At 68.8% G+C, this 21,081-nt stretch carries 17 protein-coding genes, 1 tRNA gene and 1 pseudogene; 10 read left to right on the top strand and 9 right to left on the bottom strand.

The window, feature by feature from the left end:
* Positions 1–301: 301 nt before the first annotated feature.
* From OG570_RS00225 to OG570_RS48225, 6 genes and pseudogenes are all read left to right on the top strand, one after another.
* A complete protein-coding gene (locus OG570_RS00225) occupies positions 302–2,473 on the top strand; it encodes a type IV secretory system conjugative DNA transfer family protein (RefSeq protein ID WP_326955140.1) in 2,172 nt (723 codons plus the stop codon).
* A 136-nt stretch (positions 2,474–2,609) separates the two neighbouring features.
* Positions 2,610–3,419, top strand: a complete 810-nt coding sequence (locus OG570_RS00230; protein ID WP_326955141.1) for a replication-relaxation family protein — start codon at positions 2,610–2,612, stop codon at positions 3,417–3,419.
* On the top strand, positions 3,416–4,465 hold the full coding sequence (locus OG570_RS00235) for a DNA-methyltransferase (protein ID WP_326955142.1): 1,050 nt from the start codon (positions 3,416–3,418) through the stop codon (positions 4,463–4,465). Before OG570_RS00230 ends, OG570_RS00235 begins: the two co-directional genes overlap by 4 nt.
* Positions 4,466–4,573: 108 nt before the next feature.
* On the top strand, positions 4,574–4,915 hold the full coding sequence (locus OG570_RS00240; protein WP_326955143.1) for a hypothetical protein: 342 nt from the start codon (positions 4,574–4,576) through the stop codon (positions 4,913–4,915).
* 188 nt (positions 4,916–5,103) lie between these two features.
* Positions 5,104–5,565 (top strand): recombinase family protein, encoded by a 462-nt coding sequence (locus OG570_RS00245; RefSeq protein ID WP_326955144.1) that lies wholly within the window; start codon positions 5,104–5,106, stop codon positions 5,563–5,565.
* 27 nt (positions 5,566–5,592) lie between these two features.
* Positions 5,593–6,720 (top strand): annotated as a pseudogene (locus OG570_RS48225) (recombinase family protein); the annotation flags it as partial.
* Positions 6,721–7,431: 711 nt separating this feature from the next.
* On the opposite strand, the gene OG570_RS00250 reads toward OG570_RS48225, so the two are convergent.
* From OG570_RS00250 to OG570_RS00260, 3 genes are all read right to left on the bottom strand, one after another.
* Positions 7,432–7,506 (bottom strand) — tRNA-Val (locus OG570_RS00250).
* A gap of 46 nt (positions 7,507–7,552) precedes the next feature.
* Positions 7,553–8,014 carry a peroxiredoxin gene (locus OG570_RS00255; RefSeq protein ID WP_247062586.1) on the bottom strand — a complete coding sequence of 154 codons (462 nt, stop codon included), beginning with the start codon at positions 8,012–8,014 and terminating at the stop codon, positions 7,553–7,555.
* A gap of 72 nt (positions 8,015–8,086) precedes the next feature.
* Positions 8,087–8,518 (bottom strand): DUF3052 domain-containing protein, encoded by a 432-nt coding sequence (locus OG570_RS00260; RefSeq protein ID WP_247062584.1) that lies wholly within the window; start codon positions 8,516–8,518, stop codon positions 8,087–8,089.
* Between the two features lie 418 nt (positions 8,519–8,936).
* Here OG570_RS00260 and aceE point away from each other — a divergent pair, with 418 nt between their 5' ends.
* A complete protein-coding gene (gene aceE / locus OG570_RS00265; RefSeq protein WP_326955145.1) occupies positions 8,937–11,732 on the top strand; it encodes a pyruvate dehydrogenase (acetyl-transferring), homodimeric type in 2,796 nt (931 codons plus the stop codon).
* Between the two features lie 84 nt (positions 11,733–11,816).
* A complete protein-coding gene (locus OG570_RS00270; protein ID WP_326955146.1) occupies positions 11,817–13,028 on the top strand; it encodes an alpha-hydroxy acid oxidase in 1,212 nt (403 codons plus the stop codon).
* A gap of 6 nt (positions 13,029–13,034) precedes the next feature.
* On the opposite strand, the gene OG570_RS00275 is transcribed toward OG570_RS00270, so the two are convergent.
* The gene (locus tag OG570_RS00275; RefSeq protein WP_326955147.1) at positions 13,035–13,784 is read right to left on the bottom strand and encodes an SDR family NAD(P)-dependent oxidoreductase; all 750 of its coding nucleotides are present in this window, start codon (positions 13,782–13,784) and stop codon (positions 13,035–13,037) included.
* Between the two features lie 87 nt (positions 13,785–13,871).
* Here OG570_RS00275 and OG570_RS00280 point away from each other — a divergent pair, with 87 nt between their 5' ends.
* Positions 13,872–14,462, top strand: coding sequence for a TetR/AcrR family transcriptional regulator (locus OG570_RS00280; RefSeq protein ID WP_326955148.1), 591 nt, complete (start codon positions 13,872–13,874; stop codon positions 14,460–14,462).
* A gap of 287 nt (positions 14,463–14,749) precedes the next feature.
* Positions 14,750–16,360 carry an L-lactate permease gene (locus tag OG570_RS00285; protein WP_326959816.1) on the top strand — a complete coding sequence of 537 codons (1,611 nt, stop codon included), beginning with the start codon at positions 14,750–14,752 and terminating at the stop codon, positions 16,358–16,360.
* On the opposite strand, the gene OG570_RS00290 is transcribed toward OG570_RS00285, so the two are convergent.
* The 5 genes from OG570_RS00290 to OG570_RS00310 all read right to left on the bottom strand — a co-directional run bounded on the left by OG570_RS00290 (position 16,341) and on the right by OG570_RS00310 (position 21,049).
* The gene (locus tag OG570_RS00290) at positions 16,341–16,985 is read right to left on the bottom strand and encodes a nicotinamide mononucleotide transporter family protein (protein WP_326955149.1); all 645 of its coding nucleotides are present in this window, start codon (positions 16,983–16,985) and stop codon (positions 16,341–16,343) included. The two genes, OG570_RS00285 and OG570_RS00290, sit on opposite strands and share 20 nt — an antisense overlap.
* Before the next feature lie 55 nt (positions 16,986–17,040).
* Entirely contained in the window at positions 17,041–17,754 is a 714-nt protein-coding gene (locus tag OG570_RS00295; RefSeq protein WP_326955150.1) for an MOSC domain-containing protein, read from the bottom strand.
* 69 nt (positions 17,755–17,823) lie between these two features.
* Positions 17,824–18,600, bottom strand: coding sequence for a mechanosensitive ion channel family protein (locus OG570_RS00300; protein ID WP_326955151.1), 777 nt, complete (start codon positions 18,598–18,600; stop codon positions 17,824–17,826).
* 323 nt (positions 18,601–18,923) lie between these two features.
* Positions 18,924–20,144: an ABC transporter permease gene (locus tag OG570_RS00305; RefSeq protein ID WP_247062572.1), complete on the bottom strand. Its 1,221-nt coding sequence runs from the start codon at positions 20,142–20,144 to the stop codon at positions 18,924–18,926.
* Complete coding sequence (locus OG570_RS00310; RefSeq protein ID WP_326955152.1) at positions 20,141–21,049, bottom strand: ABC transporter ATP-binding protein; 909 nt, start codon at positions 21,047–21,049, stop codon at positions 20,141–20,143. The genes OG570_RS00305 and OG570_RS00310 overlap by 4 nt, the downstream gene beginning before the upstream one ends.
* Positions 21,050–21,081: the final 32 nt, after the last annotated feature.

Raw genomic sequence — 21,081 nt, forward strand, 5'->3', positions numbered from 1 at the left:
AACGGGGGCGCTGTGTGCATTCCATTACACGCCTACCGAGTTGCAGTGTCAAGCGGGACAGGCTGTCTTAAATGTGCACATCTTCCCTTCGTTTCGGGACTACCCGAGAGGAGGGTTTTATGTCCGAGTCATTTTCAGAACAACCGCTTAGTGTCACAGCTCAGGAGCGGCTGCACCCGGCTTTACGGAAGTTGGCACGGGCGTGCATTGCCCTCGCCCGGGTCGCGAGTCCACCGCCCCCGGCGATTCCCCCAACCAACGAGCCGGACGGTGAGCAGCCCGCCCGGCGAGAGGCCGCGCGATGATCGACCTGTATTGGTACGAAGCTTTTCCGCCGCGTGACGCGACGCTGGCGGACGTTACGGCCATGGTGCGGGTGCTGGCAGGGCGGCCGCACTACGGCCTGCTGGGGTTGCAGCCGGTGGTGGTGTTCGAGTTGTGGGTGCATTCGGACCGGGTGCGCTGGCTGCTCGGGATAGAGGCCCGGATTGCGCGGACGTTGCCCGGCGAACTTCGGGGGCAGCTCCCCGGCCTGGTGCTGGCAGCGACGGATAACCCGCAGCGGCCAGCCACAGTCACGGCACGGGAGATCCGAGTCACGAGCGTGGTGCATCCCATCCGGCTGGACACTGCCCGGCAGGTCACTACCGGCCTGACGCGGCTGCAAGACGCGCTGCGCAGCGGCGAAGCCGTGGCAGTGCAGTGGGTGATTGGGCCGAGTCAGACCTCGACGACCCCGCCCGATCAGCGGTCGCCGCTGGAACTGCTCGGCTTCGGGGCGCCCCACCAGCCCGGCGGCGAAGAGCAACGCGGCTGGAAGGCGCGGCTGAGTGAGCCCCGGTTTGGTGTGCGGGGCCGGGTGGGCAGCGTCGCCCCGACCTTGCGCCGGGCCGCCGAACTCCTGCGCCCGGCGGTGTCGGCGCTGGGTCTGGCGAGCGCGGCGCACGCCCGGGTGTACGGCTCACGGCAGTCGACGCGCACGGCCGAGCAACTGGCCGTGGTGATGGGACGTGCGCGGTCGTGGTCGGGGATGTTGAACGCCAGCGAACTGGCCGTCCTGCTGGGCTGGAGCCTCGACGGGCTGGAGGTGGCAGGTGGCGCCAGTGACTTCGCTCCGCCCCCGGCGCCCTTGCTCCGAGCGGTCACGGCGGGTGCGCCCGGAGCGGCGGCGCGCCCCCTGGGCGTCAGCACGCACCCGGCGGCCGGGCGGGCGGCGGTGTGGTTGCCCCGGTCCAGCTATGGCACGCACTGCCACGTGATCGCTCCCAGTGGAGCCGGGAAGTCGACGCTCCTCGCTCAGTGGGTGACGGCTGAAGCGGCGGCCGACGGCAGCCTGATCGTCATCGAGCCCAAGGGTGACTTGGTGTTGGACGTGTTGGCGCGGCTGCCGCAGCCTTCGCGTCACCAGGTGGTGGTGATCGACCCCGGAGTGCCCGGTCCGGTGATCGGCTTCAATCCGTTGAGCGGCCCGCCGGCTGACGCCGAGCGACGAGCCGACACCGTGCTGGGCCTGCTCCGTGAGCTGTTCGGCTCCGCCATTGGACCGCGCAGTGCCGACGTTCTCCTGCACGGGCTGATCTTGGCCAGCCGCCTGCCGGACGGCGGCCTGACCGACATCATCCCGATCTTGACCAACCCACGGCTCCGTCGGTCGGTGGCGGCGCGCGTCGGTGACCCGCTGACGATTGATCCGTGGCTGGCCTGGTTCGACAACCTGTCGGAGCCGGAACGGACCCAGGTGGTGCAGCCGGTGGCAAATAAGCTGCGGCCGTGGACGGCCCGTCCGGCCGTGCGCCACCTGATCGGGCAGGCGCACCCGAAGTTCGATGTGGCGTCGGTGTTCGCGCGGCCCACCATCCTGCTGATCAACCTCAACGCCGGGGTGCTCGGCTCGGAGACGGCCCGCCTGGTCGGCAGTTTGATCTTGAGTCAGCTGTGGCAGGCGATCCAGCGCCAGACGGCGAAGCCCGCTCCCCAGCGACGGCCGGTGTCGGTGTTCGTAGACGAGTGGCAGAGCTTCACAGCCGGGCTCGACTTCGCTGACGTGCTCGCAAGAGCCCGGGGTGCGAACGTGTCGTTTACGGTTGCCCACCAGCACCTTGATCAGCTCGGTAGCGAGCTGAGAGCGGCGGTGCTGGCCAACGTCGGTGCGCGGGTGGCGTTCCGCCCGGCGGAGGGTGACGGCCGGACTCTGGCGAACGTGTTCGGTGCGCCGGTAACGGCGGCGGATCTGGAGCGGCTCCCGGCGTATCACGCGGCGGCCCGGGTACTGGTGAACGGCGCGCCGAGTCAGCCGTTTGAGGTCGCCACCCCGGCGCTGTCGGATGCCCTGGCCGACCCGGTGCAGGTGCGGCAGGCCAGTACGGACCGCTACGGCATGGGCCCGGCTGAAGTCGATGCCGAACTGCTCAAACGGTGGCACGGCAGTACCCCGCCCAGCGCGCCGTTGGGGAGCCGGAGGGCACCACGATGAGGAGCCCACAACGATCTTCCAGCCCTGCCGCTCGGCCTACCGATCGCGTCGAGCTGGCGACGCCCTGGCGTGCGCAGATTCGCGATAGCTACCAACGACTGTCTAGCGCTTTTCGTAGCCACTTTGGAGTTTTCAGATGAGTGGCCGTGGACGAGCGCGCCTCGTCGCCGAACGGCTCAGCCCACGCGACTGGGAGATCTTGAAGTCGCTCCGTCAATTGCAGCTGCTGACGGGTCATCAGCTCCAGCGCTTGCACTTCGCGGTCGGTCGGCCCGACACCCAAGCCCGCAAAACCCGAGCCGCCCTGCAACGGCTGTTCACGCTGGAGCTCGTCGTACGACTGCGCCGTCGCATCGGTGGGCTGCGGACTGGCAGTGCCGGGTACCTGTATGGGCTGTCTGGTCTCGGCGCGGCGGTGCTTGACCTCGGGCAGGCCCCGTCCCAGCGGCATCGTAGGGCGTATGAGGCCCAAACCGCCTTCCAAGATCACACGCTAGCGGTGGCTGAAACCTATGTGCAGCTGGTCGAACGGACCCGCGCCGGCCGGGCTGAGCTGCTCGACTTCACCTTTGAACCGCGGTGCTGGCGGACTTTCTACGGCGTCGGCGGCGCGCTGACTACCCTCAAACCGGACGGCTACGCACGGGTCGGCATCGGCGGGTGGGAGTACAGCACCTTCCTGGAAATTGACCTCAACTCCGAGAGTGCGCCCACCATCCGCCGGAAGCTCGAAGCCTACGTGCGGTACTGGAACAGCGGGGCTGAGCAGCGCCAGTACGGCGTGTTCCCGCGGGTGTGGTGGTTCGTCCCCGATGGCACCCGCGCGGCGGTTATTACCCGTGAGATCCACAAGCTCCTGAAGGAAGCCCGCGTGCTGTTTCGCGTCGGCCTGCTGCATGAAGCTGCCGACGTTCTGACCCAACCCACTGAAGGAGGTGCCCGATGAGCCAAGCAACCCACTCTAGCGTGCCCACGGGGCGCATCCTGGTTGGCGATGTGCGCGACCGGTTGGCGGAGCTGCCCGACGCCTCGGTGGACTGCGTGATCACGAGCCCGCCGTACTGGGCCATGAGGGACTACGGCAACGACGGGCAGGTCGGAGCCGAAGTGGATGTCGAAGCTTGGGCAGCCGAGATCGCGAGCATCTGCGACCAGCTCGCTCGCGTGCTGGTGCCGACCGGCTCACTATTCCTCAACCTGGGCGACGGCTACAGCCGCCACGAGCGCGAAGGCGCGACCAAGAAGTCTCTCCTGCTTGGTCCCAGCAGGGTTGCCCTACGGCTGACGCGCTCCGGGTGGCTGCTGCGCAACACCATCGTGTGGGCGAAGCCGAACCCGACGCCGTCAAGCGTGCGCGACCGGTTCACCAACGCCCACGAGTATGTCTATTTCTTCACCCGGCAGGCGAGCTACACGTTCGACCTGGACGCAGTCCGAGAACCCGCCAAGACCGCAGGCGCCGGCCGGTCCTCGAGCCGGGCTCGGCCGACGCTGCCGCGCACAGCGGTGCCGAGCCTCGGCGGCGGCAGCAGTCCCCGGGTGGACCTCAACCACGGCTTGGCCCGGCTGAAGCGGGCCGGGATCGCCAGTCACCCGCTGGGGAAGAACCCCGGCGACTGGTGGGTGGAGGCGACCGGCAGCTATCGGGGCGCGCATTTCGCCACGTTTCCACTCCGTATCGTGCGAAGAGGTTTGCTCGCCACATGTCCGGAACGGGTGTGCGTATCTTGCGCCGCGCCGTGGCAGCGGGCACCGCAGCGCCTGCACGGCCGGTTGCTGGCCACCGGCCCCCTGCGGCTCGCTTGTAACTGTCGGGCTGACTGGCGGCCGGGCCGGGTGCTCGACCCGTTCATGGGCTCCGGGACCACGGCGGTGGCCGCCGAGATGTACGGCCGGGATTGGGTCGGCATCGAGCTGAACCCGGAGTATGCCCGGCTGGCCGAGGAGCGCCTGGCAGCGTGGCGGGCGACGCAGGTAGGTGCGGTGTCGTGAGCCGCATCTACCGGGCCACCCCTCCCCGGTGGCCTGTGGCTGCTCATCCCTCGCTCGCATTCCTCGCGGGCATGGGCGGCCACACCAACACCGAGGAGGAGATCAGCTGTGACTGATCCCAACGCAAAGAACGGCGTCAAAACGCTTGGCATCAAGCTGCCGCCGGAACTGCACGCCCAGTTCGCCCTCGTCGCTCAGCTCGACGAGATCAACTTGACGGTTGCCATCCTGCGGGCCGTTGAGCTGTACGTGGCGACGAAGCGGGCCGAGCCCGACTTCGCTGAACGGGCAGCCGCCGCCCTGGCGGAGATCCAGAAGGAAGCCGACTCGCGCCGGGCGGCCATTGAAGGCCTGTTCGGCACGTCTCCGGGCGAGGCGGCAGCCGAGGAGCCAACGTCACCGGCCAAGCCGGCGGCGGGGCGCAGCCGCAAGGCCGGAACCGAAGGGTAACCCTTTCGATTCTTCCTCACGGTGACGGGTGGCGGCCTCACAGCCGCTACCCGTCACCCCAAACCTGCAATTTCAACAAGGACCATAAATAAGGACAGGATATCCCGTCTTGGCACTTCCTAAGAACCCTGAAAAAATGATGGAGAGGAATTCCAATAATGGTTCCGTAGAACTGAAAGGTTCGATTAATGCCTGAAACTTACAACCATATCAAAGCTTTTATTTACCTTCGCGTGGCCCGTGACGACCACCGATATGCGGGCCGGGCGCTGGCGGCTCAAAACCGCGTCTGCGAGCACCGAGCTAATGAACTCGGACTCACCGTTCTCGGTGCCTACATCGACCGAGGCTCAAGCTCGACCATGAGCCGACCAGGCCTGACGGCGCTCCTCGGCGAACTGGGCCGTCGCGACGACCTGGCTTTTGTTATCGCCTACGACCATCGTCAGGTGGCCATCCGGGCCGAAGACTACAGCCGGGTGGTGTGGGCGGTCGGAAAGGCGGGCGCACAGCTGGAGATCGCCAGTTTGCCCCATCGAGAAGCCACAGCGGTCGATGCCCAACTCATTGGCCGGATTGGCTCGGTGCAGCTGGCGGAGACGGGCGCGAAGCCGCCGCCATTCGGCGAGCCGGATGACGACCAGGACTGAACTTAACAACCCTGAGAGGAGGAATTTATGTCATCTGAAGAGAAGAGCACGAGCCGCGCTTTAGAAGTAGCCGGGAGCCGCACGCTGCGGCCGTCCCGGGCCAAGGCTCAGCTGAGCACCGCGCGCCGGGAGACCCCCATCGCCTTCGTGTACGCGCGCGTCAGCACGAAGGAACAAGCGCGGACCGGCGGCGGGACGGAAGGCTACTCGATTCCGGCTCAGCGCGACGCAGGGCTAGCGAAAGCGGGACTGCTTGGAGCAGTGGTGCATCGGGTCTACATCGACGCTGGCGAGTCAGCGCGCTCGGCCGACCGTGATGAGCTGCAAGCCATGCTTCGTGATGTACGGACGATTAAGCCGGACTACGTCATCGTGCACAAGATCGACCGACTGGCCCGGAACCGCGAGGACGACATTGCTATTAACTTGCTACTGCGGCGTCATGGCGTAGAGCTGGTGTCGTGCACGGAGAACATCGACAACACCCCGAGCGGCAAGCTGCTGTACGGGCTGCTGGCGGAGATAGCGCAGTTCTACTCTGGCAACTTGGCGCAGGAGGTCATGAAGGGGCTGCTGCGGAAGGCCGAGGAGGGCGGAACGCCCTACCGGGCGCCTGCTGGGTATGTGAATGTGCGTAAGACGGTGGCGGGGGTGACGTTCGCCGACGTAGATCTCGACGCGGACCGGGCCGACCTCGTGCGGTGGTGCTTAGAGCAGTACGCCACGGGCGAATGGGCCGCCGCTGACCTGCTGATTGAGGCGACTGCCAGGGGCCTGACCAGCCGGCCGACGGCGACGAAGCCGGAGCGGCCGATTGGCCTGACGACCTTCTACCACATGGTGCAAAACCCGTACTACATGGGAATTGTCAGCTACCAAGGCATTCACTATGAGGGGAAGCACCAACCCCTGATCGAGCCGGAGACGTGGCTGGCGATTCAAGACATCTTGGCGGTTCGTGCCCACCTGGGCGAGAAGGACCGCAAACATATGCACTACCTGAAAAGTACGATCTACTGCGCCGACTGCGGCGGACGGTTGGTCTACTCGATTAACGTCGGCAATGGGGGCGCGTACACCTACTACGTGTGCGTCAAGAAGAAGACCAAGACGAGCAACTGCCGCCGCCCGGCGGTGCGGCTGGAGCGCATCGAGGAGGGCATCGCTCGGTTCTACGAGCGGTTCGAGGTGAGCGCGGCTCACATCGAGGCGATTCGGGCCGGCGTGCGGGCACTGTTGACTGCCGACCAGGAGGAGGCGCGCCGTCACGCGACACTGGCCGTCAAGCGCAAGCAGCAGGCGACGGACGAACGGCAGAAGCTGCTGCGGGCCCACTACGCGGGTCACATCCCCGAAGAGGTGCTTGGCTCGGAGATGAAGCGGCTAACCCGCGCGCTGGCTGAGGCCGACGCCATGATCGTGGCGGCCCAGACGTCTACGGCTGAGGTCGAGGCCACGCTTGAGGCGGCCCTGATGGCGGCAGGGCAGTGCCACCGGGCGTACGTGAGCGCACCGAAGCCCATCCGGCGGCAGATTAACCAGGGCTTCTTCGTGAAGCTGTTCATCGGGCGCGACGGATCGGTGGTGCGGGTCGAGCTGACGGAGCCGTTTGCCGCGCTGCTCGCGCAGGAGTTGTCGGTGCGGCTGGCGGACGCGGACGGCGCTGCGAGCGCCGTGACGGCGTCCCAGACGACCGCAGACGGGCCGGGAGATTCACCCGATGGGACGCATCCCATCGGGGCGGGACGGGCGGCAGACCGGCCGTATGACGACCGACGCGACGCGCACCACAACGATACGGAAAGTGACAATGATGTCACACCGCGCGACATTCTTTCATTTGCTAACGGTGTGCAAGATAAAACCTGGTGGGCGCAGCAGGGTTCGAACCTGCGACCGCTCGGGTGTAAACCGAGTGCTCTTCCGCTGAGCTATGCGCCCGGACGGCGGCGGCCCACCCCGCAAGGGGGACCGCCGCCGTGGAGCCTCACGCCAGTTCGGCGACGGCCTTCTTCCAGCCCTGCTGGTCGCGTGCCTCGCCCGGGGCGTTCACCTCGGCGAAGCGGACCACGCCTTCCTTGTCGACCAGGAAGGTGCCGCGGACCGCGAGACCCGCCTGCTCGTTGAAGACGCCGTACGCGCGCGCCACGTCACCGTGCGGCCAGAAGTCGGACAGCAGCGGGAACTGGTAGCCCTCCTTCTCGGCCCACGCCTTGAGCGAGAACGGCGTGTCGACCGAGACGCCCAGTACCTGGACGCCCTTGTTGTCGTAGTCGGCGAACTCGTCGCGGAGCTGGCAGAGCTCGCCCGTGCAGATGCCGCTGAACGCGAACGGGTAGAAGACCACCAGCACCGGCTTGTCGCCCCGGAAGGACGACAGCTGCACCGGCTGCTTGTTGTAGTCGTTCAGTGTGAAGTCAGGGGCCTCAGAACCGACCTCGACGGTCATACCGCGTTTCCTCTCCCGTACGGACACGTGCCTGCGACGACAACCCTATCGTGTCAGCCGGGCGGGGCCGGTTCAGCGCTGTTTCGACTTCGACTTCGGGGACACCAGCCTCGTGCCGATCCAGTTCGCGCCGACACTGATGTTGGCGGTCTGGGCCAGCCCGACGACGGGCACCGCTTCCGCGATCTCACTCGGCTCGACGTGCCCGGGCTGTCCCGTCTTCGGGGTCAGCACCCAGATCACGCCGGTCTCTTCCAGGGGGCCCCTGGCGTCGATGAGCGCGTCGCCGAGGTCGCCGTCGTCCTGGCGCCACCACAGCAGCACCACGTCGATGACCTCGTCGGCTTCCTCGTCGAGGATGTCCCCGCCGATCTGCTCCTCGATCGCCGCGCGGACGTCGTCGTCGACGTCCTCGTCCCAGCCGATCTCCTGGACCACCATCTCGGGCTTGATGCCGAGCCTCTCGGCGACGCCGGTCTGATCAGCGTCTCCCGCGGCGACCACTGCTTTCACTCCTCCAACTACGACGGAGCGTGGCGCTCGAGCACCCTCGTGGAGGGTACGGCTGCGCCACACTCGGCTACCCGGTTGCCGATAGCGAACACTGGTGTGGCTCTGCGCGCAACCGTCCACACCGGATCCGTGACAACTCGTGTCGCAGGATACGGGCCGCGGGGCCCCCGCCGCGACGGCGTATCGGGTACCTCGGGGACCGGTCTGCCACCCCGCCGGAGCCCGTCCCCTAGGGTGATGAGGAAGAAAACGCGCGCGCGGATACACCGCGCGCGGGGAGCGACTCGATCGGGTCGGCTGATGTTACCGCCTAGTAGCAGTGCGGAAGCCGGGAGGGAAGACGACGATGGAGAGTCGTACACCCCCGAGTACGAGCACCACCGGCTACAACTTTTCGCAAGGAGACCCCTTGGCCCCGCAGAACGACGGCGCCTCCGGCAAGGAGACCCCGGCACGCGTACGCGTAATCCGTGACGGATTGGCTGCGCACCTGCCCGACATCGACCCGGAGGAGACCGCCGAGTGGCTGGACTCCTTCGACGAGGCGCTGGCCAGGGGAGGCCAGCAGCGGGCCCGGTACCTGATGCTGCGCATCCTGGAGCGCGCTCGTGAACGCAACGTCGGTGTGCCCGCGCTGACCTCGACGGACTACGTCAACACCATCCCCACCGAGAACGAACCGTGGTTCCCCGGTGACGAGGAGATCGAGCGCCGCTACCGGGCCTACATCCGGTGGAACGCCGCGATCATGGTGCACCGGGCGCAGCGCCCCGGCGTCGGCGTCGGCGGCCACATCTCGACCTACGCCTCGTCCGCCGCGCTCTACGAAGTCGGGTTCAACCACTTCTTCCGCGGCAAGGACCACTCCGGCGGCGGCGACCAGATCTACATCCAGGGGCACGCCTCCCCCGGCATCTACGCCCGCGCGTTCCTCGAGGGCCGGCTGTCCGAGCAGCAGCTCGACGGCTTCCGCCAGGAGTACTCGCACGCCGGTGAGGGCGGCGGCCTGCCGTCGTACCCGCACCCGCGGCTGATGCCGGAGTTCTGGGAGAACCCCACGGTGTCGATGGGCCTCGGCCCGATGAACGCGATCTACCAGGCGCGGTTCAACCGCTACCTGCGCGATCGCGGCATCAAGGACACCAACGACCAGCACGTCTGGGCGTTCCTCGGCGACGGCGAGATGGACGAGGCGGAGTCGCGCGGCCTGATCCACATCGCGGCCGGCGAAGGCCTCGACAACCTGACCTTCGTGATCAACTGCAACCTGCAGCGGCTCGACGGCCCGGTGCGCGGCAACGGCAAGATCATCCAGGAGCTGGAGTCGTACTTCCGCGGCGCCGGCTGGAACGTCATCAAGGTCATCTGGGGCCGCGAGTGGGACTCGCTGCTGCACGCCGACCGCGACGGCGCACTGGTCAACCTGATGAACGTCACGCCGGACGGCGATTACCAGACGTACAAGGCCAACGACGGCGCCTTCGTCCGGGAGCACTTCTTCGGCCGCGACCCGCGGACGAAGGACCTGGTCAAGGACCTCTCCGACGCCGACATCTGGAACCTCAAGCGCGGCGGCCACGACTACCGCAAGGTGTACGCGGCCTACAAGTCGGCGCTGGAGCACCACGGCCAGCCGACGGTGATCCTGGCCCACACCATCAAGGGCTACGGCCTGGGCCCGGCGTTCGAGGGCCGCAACGCCACGCACCAGATGAAGAAGCTCACCCTCGACGACCTCAAGCTGTTCCGCGACTCGCAGCGGATCCCGATCAGCGACGAGGAGCTCGAGCGCGACCCGAAGCTGCCGCCGTACTACCACCCGGGCAAGGACTCGGCGGAGATCGAGTACCTGATCGGCCGCCGCAAGGCGCTCGGCGGCTTCCTGCCGGAACGCCGCCCGAAGTCGGCGAAGGCGCTCGTGCTGCCCGGCGACAAGGTCTACGAGGGCGTCCGGAAGGGCTCAGGCAAGCAGGAGGTCGCCACGACGATGGCGTTCGTCCGGCTGGTCCGCGAGCTGGCGAAGGACTCCGAGATCGGCAAGCGCGTCGTCCCGATCATCCCGGACGAGGCCCGCACGTTCGGCCTCGACTCGATGTTCCCGACGGCCAAGATCTACAACCCGCACGGCCAGACGTACACGTCGGTCGACGCGAGCCTGATGCTGGCCTACAAGGAGTCCGAGAAGGGCCAGCTGCTGCACGAGGGCATCAACGAGGCGGGCTCGACCGCGTCGTTCACCGCCGTCGGCACGTCGTACGCGACGCACGGCGAGCCGATGATCCCGATCTACATCTTCTACTCGATGTTCGGGTTCCAGCGGACCGGTGACGGCCTCTACGCCGCCGCCGACCAGATGGCCCGCGGGTTCGTCATCGGCGCCACCGCCGGGCGCACCACGCTGACCGGTGAGGGCCTGCAGCACGCCGACGGGCACTCGCTGCTGCTGGCGTCGACCAACCCGGCGGCCGTGGCGTACGACCCGTCGTGGTCGTTCGAGATCGCGCACATCGTGAAGGACGGCCTCCGCCGGATGTACGGCGAGACCGGCCCGGACGGCAACGGCGAGAACGTCTTCTACTACATGACGATCTACAACGAGCCGTACCAGCAGCCCGCCGAGCCGGAGAACCTCGACGTCAACGGCCTGCTGAAGGGCCTGTACAAGTACGCGGACGCCCCCGAGGGCGACGGTCCCGAGGTGCAGATCCTGGTCTCGGGCGTCACGATGCCGGACGCGCTGAAGGCGCAGAAGCTCCTCGCCGAGGAGTGGGGCGTGCGGGCGGCCGTGTGGTCGGCGACGTCGTGGACCGAGCTGCGGCGCGAGGCCGTCGAGATCGACCACGACAACCTGCTCTACCCGGGCAGCGAGCCGCGCGTGCCGTACGTGACCGAGGCGCTTTCGGGCACCAACGGCCCGGTCGTGGCGGTGTCGGACTGGATGCGCTCGGTGCCGGACCTGATCCGCCCGTACGTGCCGACCGACATGCTGACGCTCGGCACCGACGGGTTCGGGTTCTCCGACACCCGGCCCGCGGCGCGGCGGAAGTTCCTGGTCGACGCCGAGTCGATCACCGTCGGCGCGCTGTCGATCCTGGCCAAGCGCGGCGAGGTCGACCAGGCGAAGGTCCTCGAAGCGGCCACGAAGTACCGGCTCGACGACGTCGCGGCCGCCGGGCCGCAGACGTCGGATTCCGGCAGCGCGTGACCTGGTGCTAGAAAGGGACCCGGCAGACATCCGATGTCTGCCGGGTCCCGTTCGCCGTGCAGGCTGTTGAGGGAGTTGATGAAGGTGACGAAGCGCCGACTGCCGAAGCCGGACGAGCTGAAGCAGCTCCTGCGGCCCAAGCCGATCGTGCTGAACCCGACCGACCGGCGGCTCGGCAACGCGCACACCATCGCCGACCTGCGAATGGCCGCACGCAAGCGGACCCCGCGGGCGGCCTTCGACTACACCGACGGCGCGGCCGAGCTCGAAGACAGCCTGCTGCGCGCCCGCCAGGCCTACCGGCGGGTCGAGTTCCACCCGAACGTCCTGCGCGGGGTGTCCGATGTGGACACCACGCGGGAGATCCTCGGCAAGACGTCGGCCCTGCCCTTCGCCTTCGCCCCCACCGGTTTCACCCGGATGATGCAGCACGAGGGCGAGAGCGCGGTGGCCCGCGTCGCCGAGCGCAACGGCATCCCGGTGGGGCTCTCGACCATGGCGACGACGTCGATCGAGGACCTCGCCGCCGCCGCGCCCGGGGCCCGCAAGTGGTTCCAGCTCTACGTCTGGCGCGACCACGGCGCCGGCGAAGATCTGATGAATCGCGCGTGGGAACACGGCTTCGACACGCTCATGCTGACCGTCGACACCCCGGTCGGCGGCGCCCGGCTGCGTGACGTCCGCAACGGCCTGACCATCCCGCCGGCGCTCACGCTCAAGACGTTCCTCGACGGCGCGACGCACCCCGCGTGGTGGTTCAACCTGCTCACCACCGAGCCGCTGAACTTCGCCTCGCTCAGCCACTTCGACGGCACCGTCGCCGAGCTGCTGAACAAGCTGTTCGACCCGACGCTGAACTACGACGACCTCGACTGGGTGCGCCGCACCTGGCCCGGGAAGCTCGTGGTCAAGGGCGTGCAGAACGTCGACGACGCGCGCGACGTCGTCAAGCACGGCGCCGACGCGGTGCTGATCTCGAACCACGGCGGCCGCCAGCTGGACCGCGCGCCGACACCCTTGGAGCTGCTCCCGGCGGTGCTCGACGAGATCCAGGGCGGCGCCGAGGTCTGGATCGACACCGGCATCCTGTCCGGCGGCGACATCGTCGCGGCCATCGCCCGCGGCGCCGACGCCGTCCTGGTCGGCCGCGCGTTCCTCTACGGCCTGATGGCCGGCGGCGAGCGCGGCGTCCAGCGCTGCGTGGACATCCTCCGCACGGAGATGGTCCGCACGATGCAGCTGCTGGGTGTCCGCACCCTCGCCGACCTCAAGCCGTCACACGCGACCCTGCGCTGAGTCCGGTCAGACCTGCGCCTGGCCGCCGTCGACGAAGAACTCGACGCCGTTGACGAAGCTTGCGTCGGCCGACGCCAGGAACAGTGCCGCGCCGGCGATCTCCGAGGGGGCGCCGACGCGGCCGAGCGGCACGGCGGCCGCCATCCCGTCCAGCAGCTCCTGCTCCGCGCCCGGGTCGGCCAGGCCCAGCAGGCCCGGCGTGTGCGTCGGTCCCGGGCTCAGCACGTTCACCCGGACGCTCTTGCCGGCCAGGTCGAGGGCCCAGGTGCGGGCGAAGTTGCGGACGGCGGCCTTCGTCGCGGCGTAGATGCTCATGCCCGGCGCCACGCGCGTGGACGTCGTCGAGCCGGTGATGATGATCGACGCGTTGTCGTTGAGCAGCGGCAGGGCCTTCTGCACGGTGAAGACGACACCCTTGACGTTCGTGGCGAACGTGGCGTCGAGCTGTTCCTCGGTGATCTCGCCGAGCAGCTGGCTCACGCCGCCGCCGGAGTTGGCGACGACGACGTCCAAGCCCTTCCCGCGCTCTTCGACGGCCCGGTAGAGCGCGTCGAGGTCGGCGGGCTTCGAGGAGTCGGCGCGGATCGCCTGCACGCTGCCGCCGATCTCGGCGACGGCGTCGTCGAGGACCTCCTTGCGCCGCCCGGTGATGAACACGTGCGCGCCTTCGGCGGCGAACCGCTTCGCGATGGCGAGCCCGATGCCGGTGCCGGCGCCGGTCACGACGGCCGTCTTGTCCTTCAGTGTGCTGGTCACGATGCTCCCCTGGTCGAGTTCTTGACTGTCTCGTCCAGAACCTACGCCGTTATGGACGAGACAGTCAAGAATGGGTACGCTGAGGCCATGGCACGACCCCGGAGCTTCGACCAGGACGCGGTGCTGCGCGCCGCCAGGGACCAGTTCTGGGCGACCGGTTACGCGGGCACGAAGATCGACGACATCGCCGCCGCGACCGGCCTCGGCAAGGGCAGCCTCTACGGCGCCTTCGGCGACAAGCACGCGTTGTTCCTGCGCGTCTTCGACGACTACTGCACCGAGTCCGCCGAGGCGACGCGCCGCGCGCTCGAAGGTCCCGACAGCGGCGCCCACCAGCGGATCCGCGACTACGTCATGGGGATCGCCGAGTCCACGGCAGCGGACCGGGACCGGCGCGGCTGCATGCTCGCGAAGGGCACCGCGGAGTGCGCGGAGCACGACGAAGCCGTCGCGGCCCGCGCCCAGCGCGTCTTCCGCGAGCTGCGGGAGCAGCTGACGGCGGCCATCGCGGCCGCCCAGCGCGCGGGCGACATCGCCGGCGACCAGGACCCGGCCCACCTCGCGAGCCTGCTGCTGGCCGTCACCCGCGGCATCGAAGCCCTCGGCAAGGGCGGCTCGAGCCCCGCCGAGCTCCGCGCGATCGCGGACACGGCCCTCGCCGTCCTACCCCAGCCGTAACCCGCGTGATCAGAACGCCAACTCGCGTGATTGGCACGCCAACTCGCGTGATTGGGAGGTCGACACGACTCCCGAGCCCGCCTGCGCCGTGTCGACTTCCCAATCACGCGTGTCGACCCTCCAGACACGCGTGTCGACCCTTGGATCACGTGAGGCTCTGACTCGTTGGGCCGTGTGGCGTCAAGTTCTTGACGTAACGCCTGGTTTGTGAGGAGGATCACGGGCACTCCGCCGAAAGGCCGTTTTCGCATCGTGGAAAACGGAGGTCGCCCGTGTTCGTGCAGGCCCTGTTCATACAAGACGTGACTCCCCTCGGCTCGCTGGGCCTGTCCGCGCTCGTCGCCGTGCTGCCCCTGGCCACCGTGCTCGTCCTCCTCGGCGTCGTCCGGATGAAGGCGCACCACGCCGCCCTGATCGGGCTGCTGGTCGCGCTGGTCGTCGGGATCGCCGCGTTCGGGATGCCGATCGTCCAGGCCGTCTCCGGCGCGCTGTCCGGCGCCGCGTTCGGGCTGTGGCCGATCATGTGGATCGTCGTCAACGCGCTGTGGATCTACCGGCTCACCGTGCGGACCGGGCACTTCGACGTGCTGCGCCGCTCGTTCGGCCGGATCTCCGACGACCCGCGCATCCAGGCGCTGATCATCGCCTTCTGCTTCGGCGCCCTGATGGAGGCCCTCGCCGGCTTCGGCGCGCCCGTCGCGATCAGCGCCGTGATGCTCGTGGCCGTCGGCTTCCACCCGGTGAAGGCCGCCGTCGTCGCGCTGGTCGCGAACACCGCGCCGGTGGCGTTCGGCGCCATGGGCACGCCGGTCGTCACGCTCGCCCAGGTCACCGGGCTGCCGCTGGAGCAGGTGTCCTCGATCGTCGGGCGCCAGACGCCGTTGCTCGCCCTGGTCGTGCCGCTGCTGCTGGTGATCATCGTCGACGGCAAGCGCGGCCTGCGCGACACGTGGCTGCCCGCGCTGGTCTGCGGTGTCGCGTTCGGGCTCGTGCAGTTCCTCGCGTCCAACTTCGTCTCGCCGCAGCTGGCCGACATCGGCGCCGCGCTCGCCGGCGCGGCCGCGCTGGTCGCGCTGCCCCAGACCCGCCGTCCGGTGCCCGAAGCCGTCCGCGTCGGGATGGGCGGGACGACGACCACCGAAGCGCCGCCGGAGGATGCCCGCGGCGACGTCGTGAAGGCGTACCTGCCGTACGCGCTGATCATCGTGATCTTCTCGCTCGGCCAGCTGCCGCCGATCAAGGCGCTGCTGGACAAGGCGACCTGGAAGTTCCACTGGTTCGGGCTGAACGTCGCCGCGCCGAACGGGAAACCGGTGTCCGGCAACACGTTCTCGCTGCCGTTCCTCAACACCGGCGGCACGCTCGTGCTGATCGCCGGGATCGTCACGGCGGCGGTGCTGGCCGTGTCCGCGAGCGGCGCGCTGAGCGAATGGCTGGCGACGGTGAAGGAACTGCGCTTCGCGATCCTCACCGTCACCGGCGTGCTCGCGCTGGCCTACGTGATGAACCTGTCCGGTCAGACCAGCACGATCGGCACGTTCATCGCGGCCGCCGGCGCCGCACTCGCGTTCCTGTCCCCGGTGCTCGGCTGGTTCGGCGTCGCCGTCTCGGGGTCCGACACGTCGGCGAACGCGCTGTTCGGCGCGCTGCAGGTGACGGCGGCCCACCAGACCGGCCTGCCCGCGGACCTGCTCGCCGCGGCCAACAGCTCCGGCGGCGTGCTCGGCAAGATGGTCTCGCCGCAGAACCTCACCATCGCCTGCGTCGCGGCGAACCTGCCCGGCGAAGAGGGCAAGCTCCTGCGGAAGGTCCTGCCGTGGAGCCTCGGGCTGCTGCTGGTGATGTGCCTGATCGTGCTCGGGCAGAGCACGCCGGTGCTCAGCTGGATGCTGCCATGACCCCGTGGTCGCGGGCCGCGACGCGTTGCTTGGCCGAGCGGTTCCAGGTCCACCAGCCGTGCACGACCAGCCCGGCGAACACGATGTAGATCGCGGCCGAGAAGTAGAGCCCGGACGAGATCTGCAGCGGCACGCCGATCGCGTCCACGACCAGCCAGACCAGCCAGAACTCGACCAGCCCCGCGCCCTGCGCGCCGAAGGCGACGAGGGTGCCGACGAAGATCGCGGCGTCCGGCCACGGCGCCCACGAGGCGTGCAGCGCGTCGAGGACCAGGGCCATCACGGTGGTGCCGGCGACGAACGTGCCGAGCATGACGAGCCGTTCGGTGAGCCGGCCCTGGCGCACGACAACGCCGAACACCGGGTCCTTGCGGCGCGTCCAGGCCCACCAGCCGTAGACGGAGATGGCGAGGATGGCGACCTGCCGGGCGGCGAGCCCGCCGAGGTGCGCGGAGGCGTAGACGGCGAACAGCAGCACCGTGGCGCCGACCTGCACCGGCCACGTCCACAAGGTGCGACGTTGCGCGAGGAACACCACGGCCAGCGCGAACACCTGCCCGGCGAACTCGGCGATGGAGATCCGCTGTCCGAGCACCCGGAAGCCGTGTTCCAGCAGGTAGTTCACGTGACGCCCCTTTCGTCCTACCGGTCACCAACATGCTCCGGGAGGGGCGCATTCCCTAGGGACTGTGAGGCGCGGAACATCCCACGTCGTGGACGTCGCCGACGCGGACGGTGCCACCGCGGACGACGCGCGCGTGCACCCCGAGCGTCAGGTCGTTGGTGTCGGCGATCGTCTTCAGCAGACCGGGCGCGGCCGCGAGGCCGTCCCACGGCAGGCCGACCATCACGCAGCGCACGGCCCGGCGCAGGATCTCCAGCTCGACCCCGCCGATCCGGACCCGCTCCCCCAGCCAGGCCTCCTCGGCCAGCTCCGGCACCGGACCGGTGTCGAGCAGCAGGTTCGGCCGCAGCCGCCGCGCGTCGATCTCGACGCCGGGAGCGCGCTCGGCCAGCCAGGCCAGCGACGACGTCGTCACCAGGTGGACGGCGGCCTCGTCGTGGTGCGGGATTTCGGCTTCCCGGACCAGCCGGACGTCCGGGCGGCCCAGCGCGGCGGCGATCGCCTCGTGGGCGGCGTCGCCGCGGACCGTGCGCCCGTCCGGGAGAGTCACGACCGGCACGTCACCGTCGTACCGCGCGGCGAACTCGTGCAGGCCCGCCATCCGGCGAAAGCGGCGGGTGTTCTTGCCGCTGCCGAACTTCCCGTCCGGATCGCGGACCGCGTACAGCCGGTCGCCGTCGAGACCGCGAGCGCCGAACTCACCCTCGGCCAGCCGTTCCCCACGCATCGACTTCACCGGATAACGCCACAGCGCCGTCACGACCCCCATGCGCATCAGCGTAACGAAACGGGCCCGGCAGCTTCCTCGTCTGCCGGGCCCGTCTCGTCACTCCGCTGCTCAGATCTGCGGGCGCGGGGTCCCGACCGGCGGGGTCGGGGTGTTGTCGGCGCCGACCATCGCGTGGGGGGCCTCGCTGCGGCCCATCTCGCCCGTGCGCTGCTGCGGCGTCTCCGCCAGCTGCTGCTGCATGTTCGCCATCCAGCCGCGCCAGCGGTCCTGCGCCGGCTTGATCAGGCCGCCGCCGAAGCCGACGACGATGACGCCGCCGATGGTGGCCAGCACGGCGATCAGCACCGGGCCGGTGATCGCGGTCGCGATGTTGACCTGGCCGAGCGCGGCGATGATGCCGAACGCCATGATCAGCCAGTAGGCGCCGGTGGCCAGGTACCGGCCGGCCGGGCGGCCCGACATCGCCGACGTCACGACGTCACGCACGACCTTCGCGATGGCCGCGGCGACCACGATCAGCACCAGCGCGACCACGATCCGCGGCAGGAACGCGATGATGTCGTTGAGCAGCTGGCTGACCGGGTTGGTCGGCCCGAACACGCCGAACGCCAGCTGCAGCGCGATCAGCAGGATGAAGTAGTAGACCAGTTTCACGAGGATCCCAGTCGCGTCGATCTTCTGCTGGCCGATGCTGGCGGAAAGGCCGGTCTTCTCGATCAGCTTGCCGAACCCGACCTTTCCGAGAACGAGGCTCAGGCCCTTGGAGACGGCCTTCGCGATCAGCCAGCCGATCAGCAGGATGATCAGGAAACCGACGAGTTTCGGGACGAACGTGGCCACGAGGTTCCACGCTTGTCCCAGTCCGTCCTTGAGTTGCTGGCCCATGCCGACTCCCTCTTGATGTTTCGCACCGAATCGCGCCGCGATTCGGGTGGTGCCGCTGTTGTGCACCGGATCGTCGATCAGGTACCCAGCGGCGGCAACTCGTGCGCCCCACGATCGAGTGAGACGACTGGCGCGCAAAGATCGTTGGCAGCCATACTGGTTCTACCGGTGGGGACCGGGGAGACGAGGCCGTCCGGCGCAGCGTAAACCGCAAGCGCCGGGCGGCCTCGAGCATGTGGGGGAATCCCGGTGTCACGGGCCGAGAACAAACCGGCCCCCGGACGCCGAAGCGGTCCGAGGGCCGGATGAACAACCGGGAAACGTCAGGCGGCGCGCAGCGCGTCCCGCAGTTTCACCTTCGCGCCACTGCGCATGACGGCGTTGCGGTAGATCCGCGCGGCGAGCCAGATCAGCACCGGGATCATCAGCACCACCAGCCCCACCGACAACACGGCTTCCCACACCGGCACCCCGCCCATCGCCAGCCGCATCGGCATCAGGGTCGGCGCGAACACCGGGATCACGGAAAGCACTTCGGCGAACGTGTTGCCCGGATCCGACGGCAGCACGGAAATCCCGACCACGTACCCGGCGATCACGAACATCAGCGCCGGCATCACCGCGCCGCCGACGTCCTCCTGCCGGGACACCAGCGCACCCAGCGCGGCGAACACGATCGAGTACATGAAGAACCCGAGCAGGTACCAGACGATCAGCCAGACGACCGTGCCGACGGCCGCCGAAACGGACACCGTGAGCACGCCCGTGGCCAAGCCGGCGATCACCCCGCCGGCCCCGATGACAACCATCTGGATCAGCCCGACCACCCCGATGCCGAGCACCTTCCCGGCCATCAGCTGCCACGGCTTGATCGTCGAGAGCAGCAGCTCGACAACGCGGGACGTCTTCTCCTCGACGACGCCCTGGGCGACGCTCTGGCCGTTGATCATCAGCGAGAGGTAGATCAGGATGCCGGCGACGATGCCGAGCACCAGCTGCTGGCCGTTGTAGTCGTACGGCTCTTCCAGCGGCGGGTCCTCGACGAACTTCGCGGCCGAGACGGTGGCCTCGAACTGGGCCGGGTTGCCGCCGAGCGTGGTGATCTGCTGGTCGAGCGCGACCTGGCGGGACAGCAGCTGCAGCACGTTCGCGAGCTTGCCGTCGAGGTCCTTCTTCACCTGGACGTGCACGCTCTTGCCGTCGCCGGTGAGCAGCGCGTCGATCGAGCCGTCGGCCAGCTTCGCGCGCCCGGCGGCCTCGTCGGCGACCTGGGTGACGTCGATGCTCTGGTCGACGGCCTTGCCGGTCGCCTGCAGCGGCGCGCTGAACCCGGCGGTGGCCGGGGTGTAGCCGATCGTCGCGTCGGCGCCCCCGCCGCCCGAGATCAGCTTGATCACGACGATGCCGACGACGATCAGCAGCAGCATGACGACGGTGGTGACGCGGTAGGCCTTGGAGCGGACGCGGGTGCCGATCTCGCGCGAGGCGACCAGCCCGACGGCGCCCGCCGCGCTCATCCGGACGTCCGGAACCGGGGTACTCATGCGGGGACCTCCTCGGTCGTCACGACGGAACGGAACAGGTCGGCCAGCGTCGGCTGCTCGCGGGCGAACTCGCGCACCGGCCCGGTGGCCAGCGCGGCCTGGAGCACGGCCTGGTCGTCGGCGCCGTCGGCCAGCTCCAGCTCGGTCGCGGTGCCCTTCCGGCCGAGCACCTTGACGCCGGCGAGGCCGTCGGCCCAGTCGTCACCGGCTCCGGGCACGTCGACGCGCAGCCGCACCGCACCGCCGGAACGCAGCTCCTCGACCGTGCCGACCTCCACCATCTGTCCACTCCGGACGATGCCGACGCGGTCGCAGAGCCGCTCCACCAGGTCGAGCTGGTGGCTGGAGAACACGACCGGCACGCCGTCGCCGGCCTTCTCCTTGAGCACCTGGCTCATCACGTCGACCGCGACCGGGTCGAGGCCGGAGAACGGCTCGTCGAGCACCAGGATCCGCGGCTCGTGCACCAGCGCGGCGGCCAGCTGGACGCGCTGCTGGTTGCCGAGGCTGAGCTTCTGCACCTCGTCGTCGCGGCGCGCGGCCACACCCAGCCGTTCCGTCCACTTCTCCGCCGACGTCTTGGCGTCGGACGCGGACATCCCGTGCAGCCGGGCCAGGTACGTGAGCTGCTCCCCCACCTTCATCTTCGGGTACAGCCCGCGTTCCTCGGGCATGTAACCGATGTGGCGGCGCGTTTCGTGCGTCACGGGCTCGCCCGCGTAGCGCACTTCGCCGGCGTCGGCGGAAAGGACGCCCAGCGCGATGCGCATGGTCGTCGTCTTCCCGGCGCCGTTGCTGCCGACGAAGCCGAACAACTCGCCCGGCCGGACGTCGAACGTCATTTCGCGCAAAGCGACCACGTCGCCGTAGCGTTTGGAGATCGCGTCGATCTCTAGACCGGTCATCCCGGTGCCCCCATTTCCTCCGCTTGGCTGCG

It is taken from the genome of Amycolatopsis sp. NBC_01286, from assembly GCF_035982555.1.
Classification (GTDB): Bacteria; Actinomycetota; Actinomycetes; order Mycobacteriales; family Pseudonocardiaceae; genus Amycolatopsis.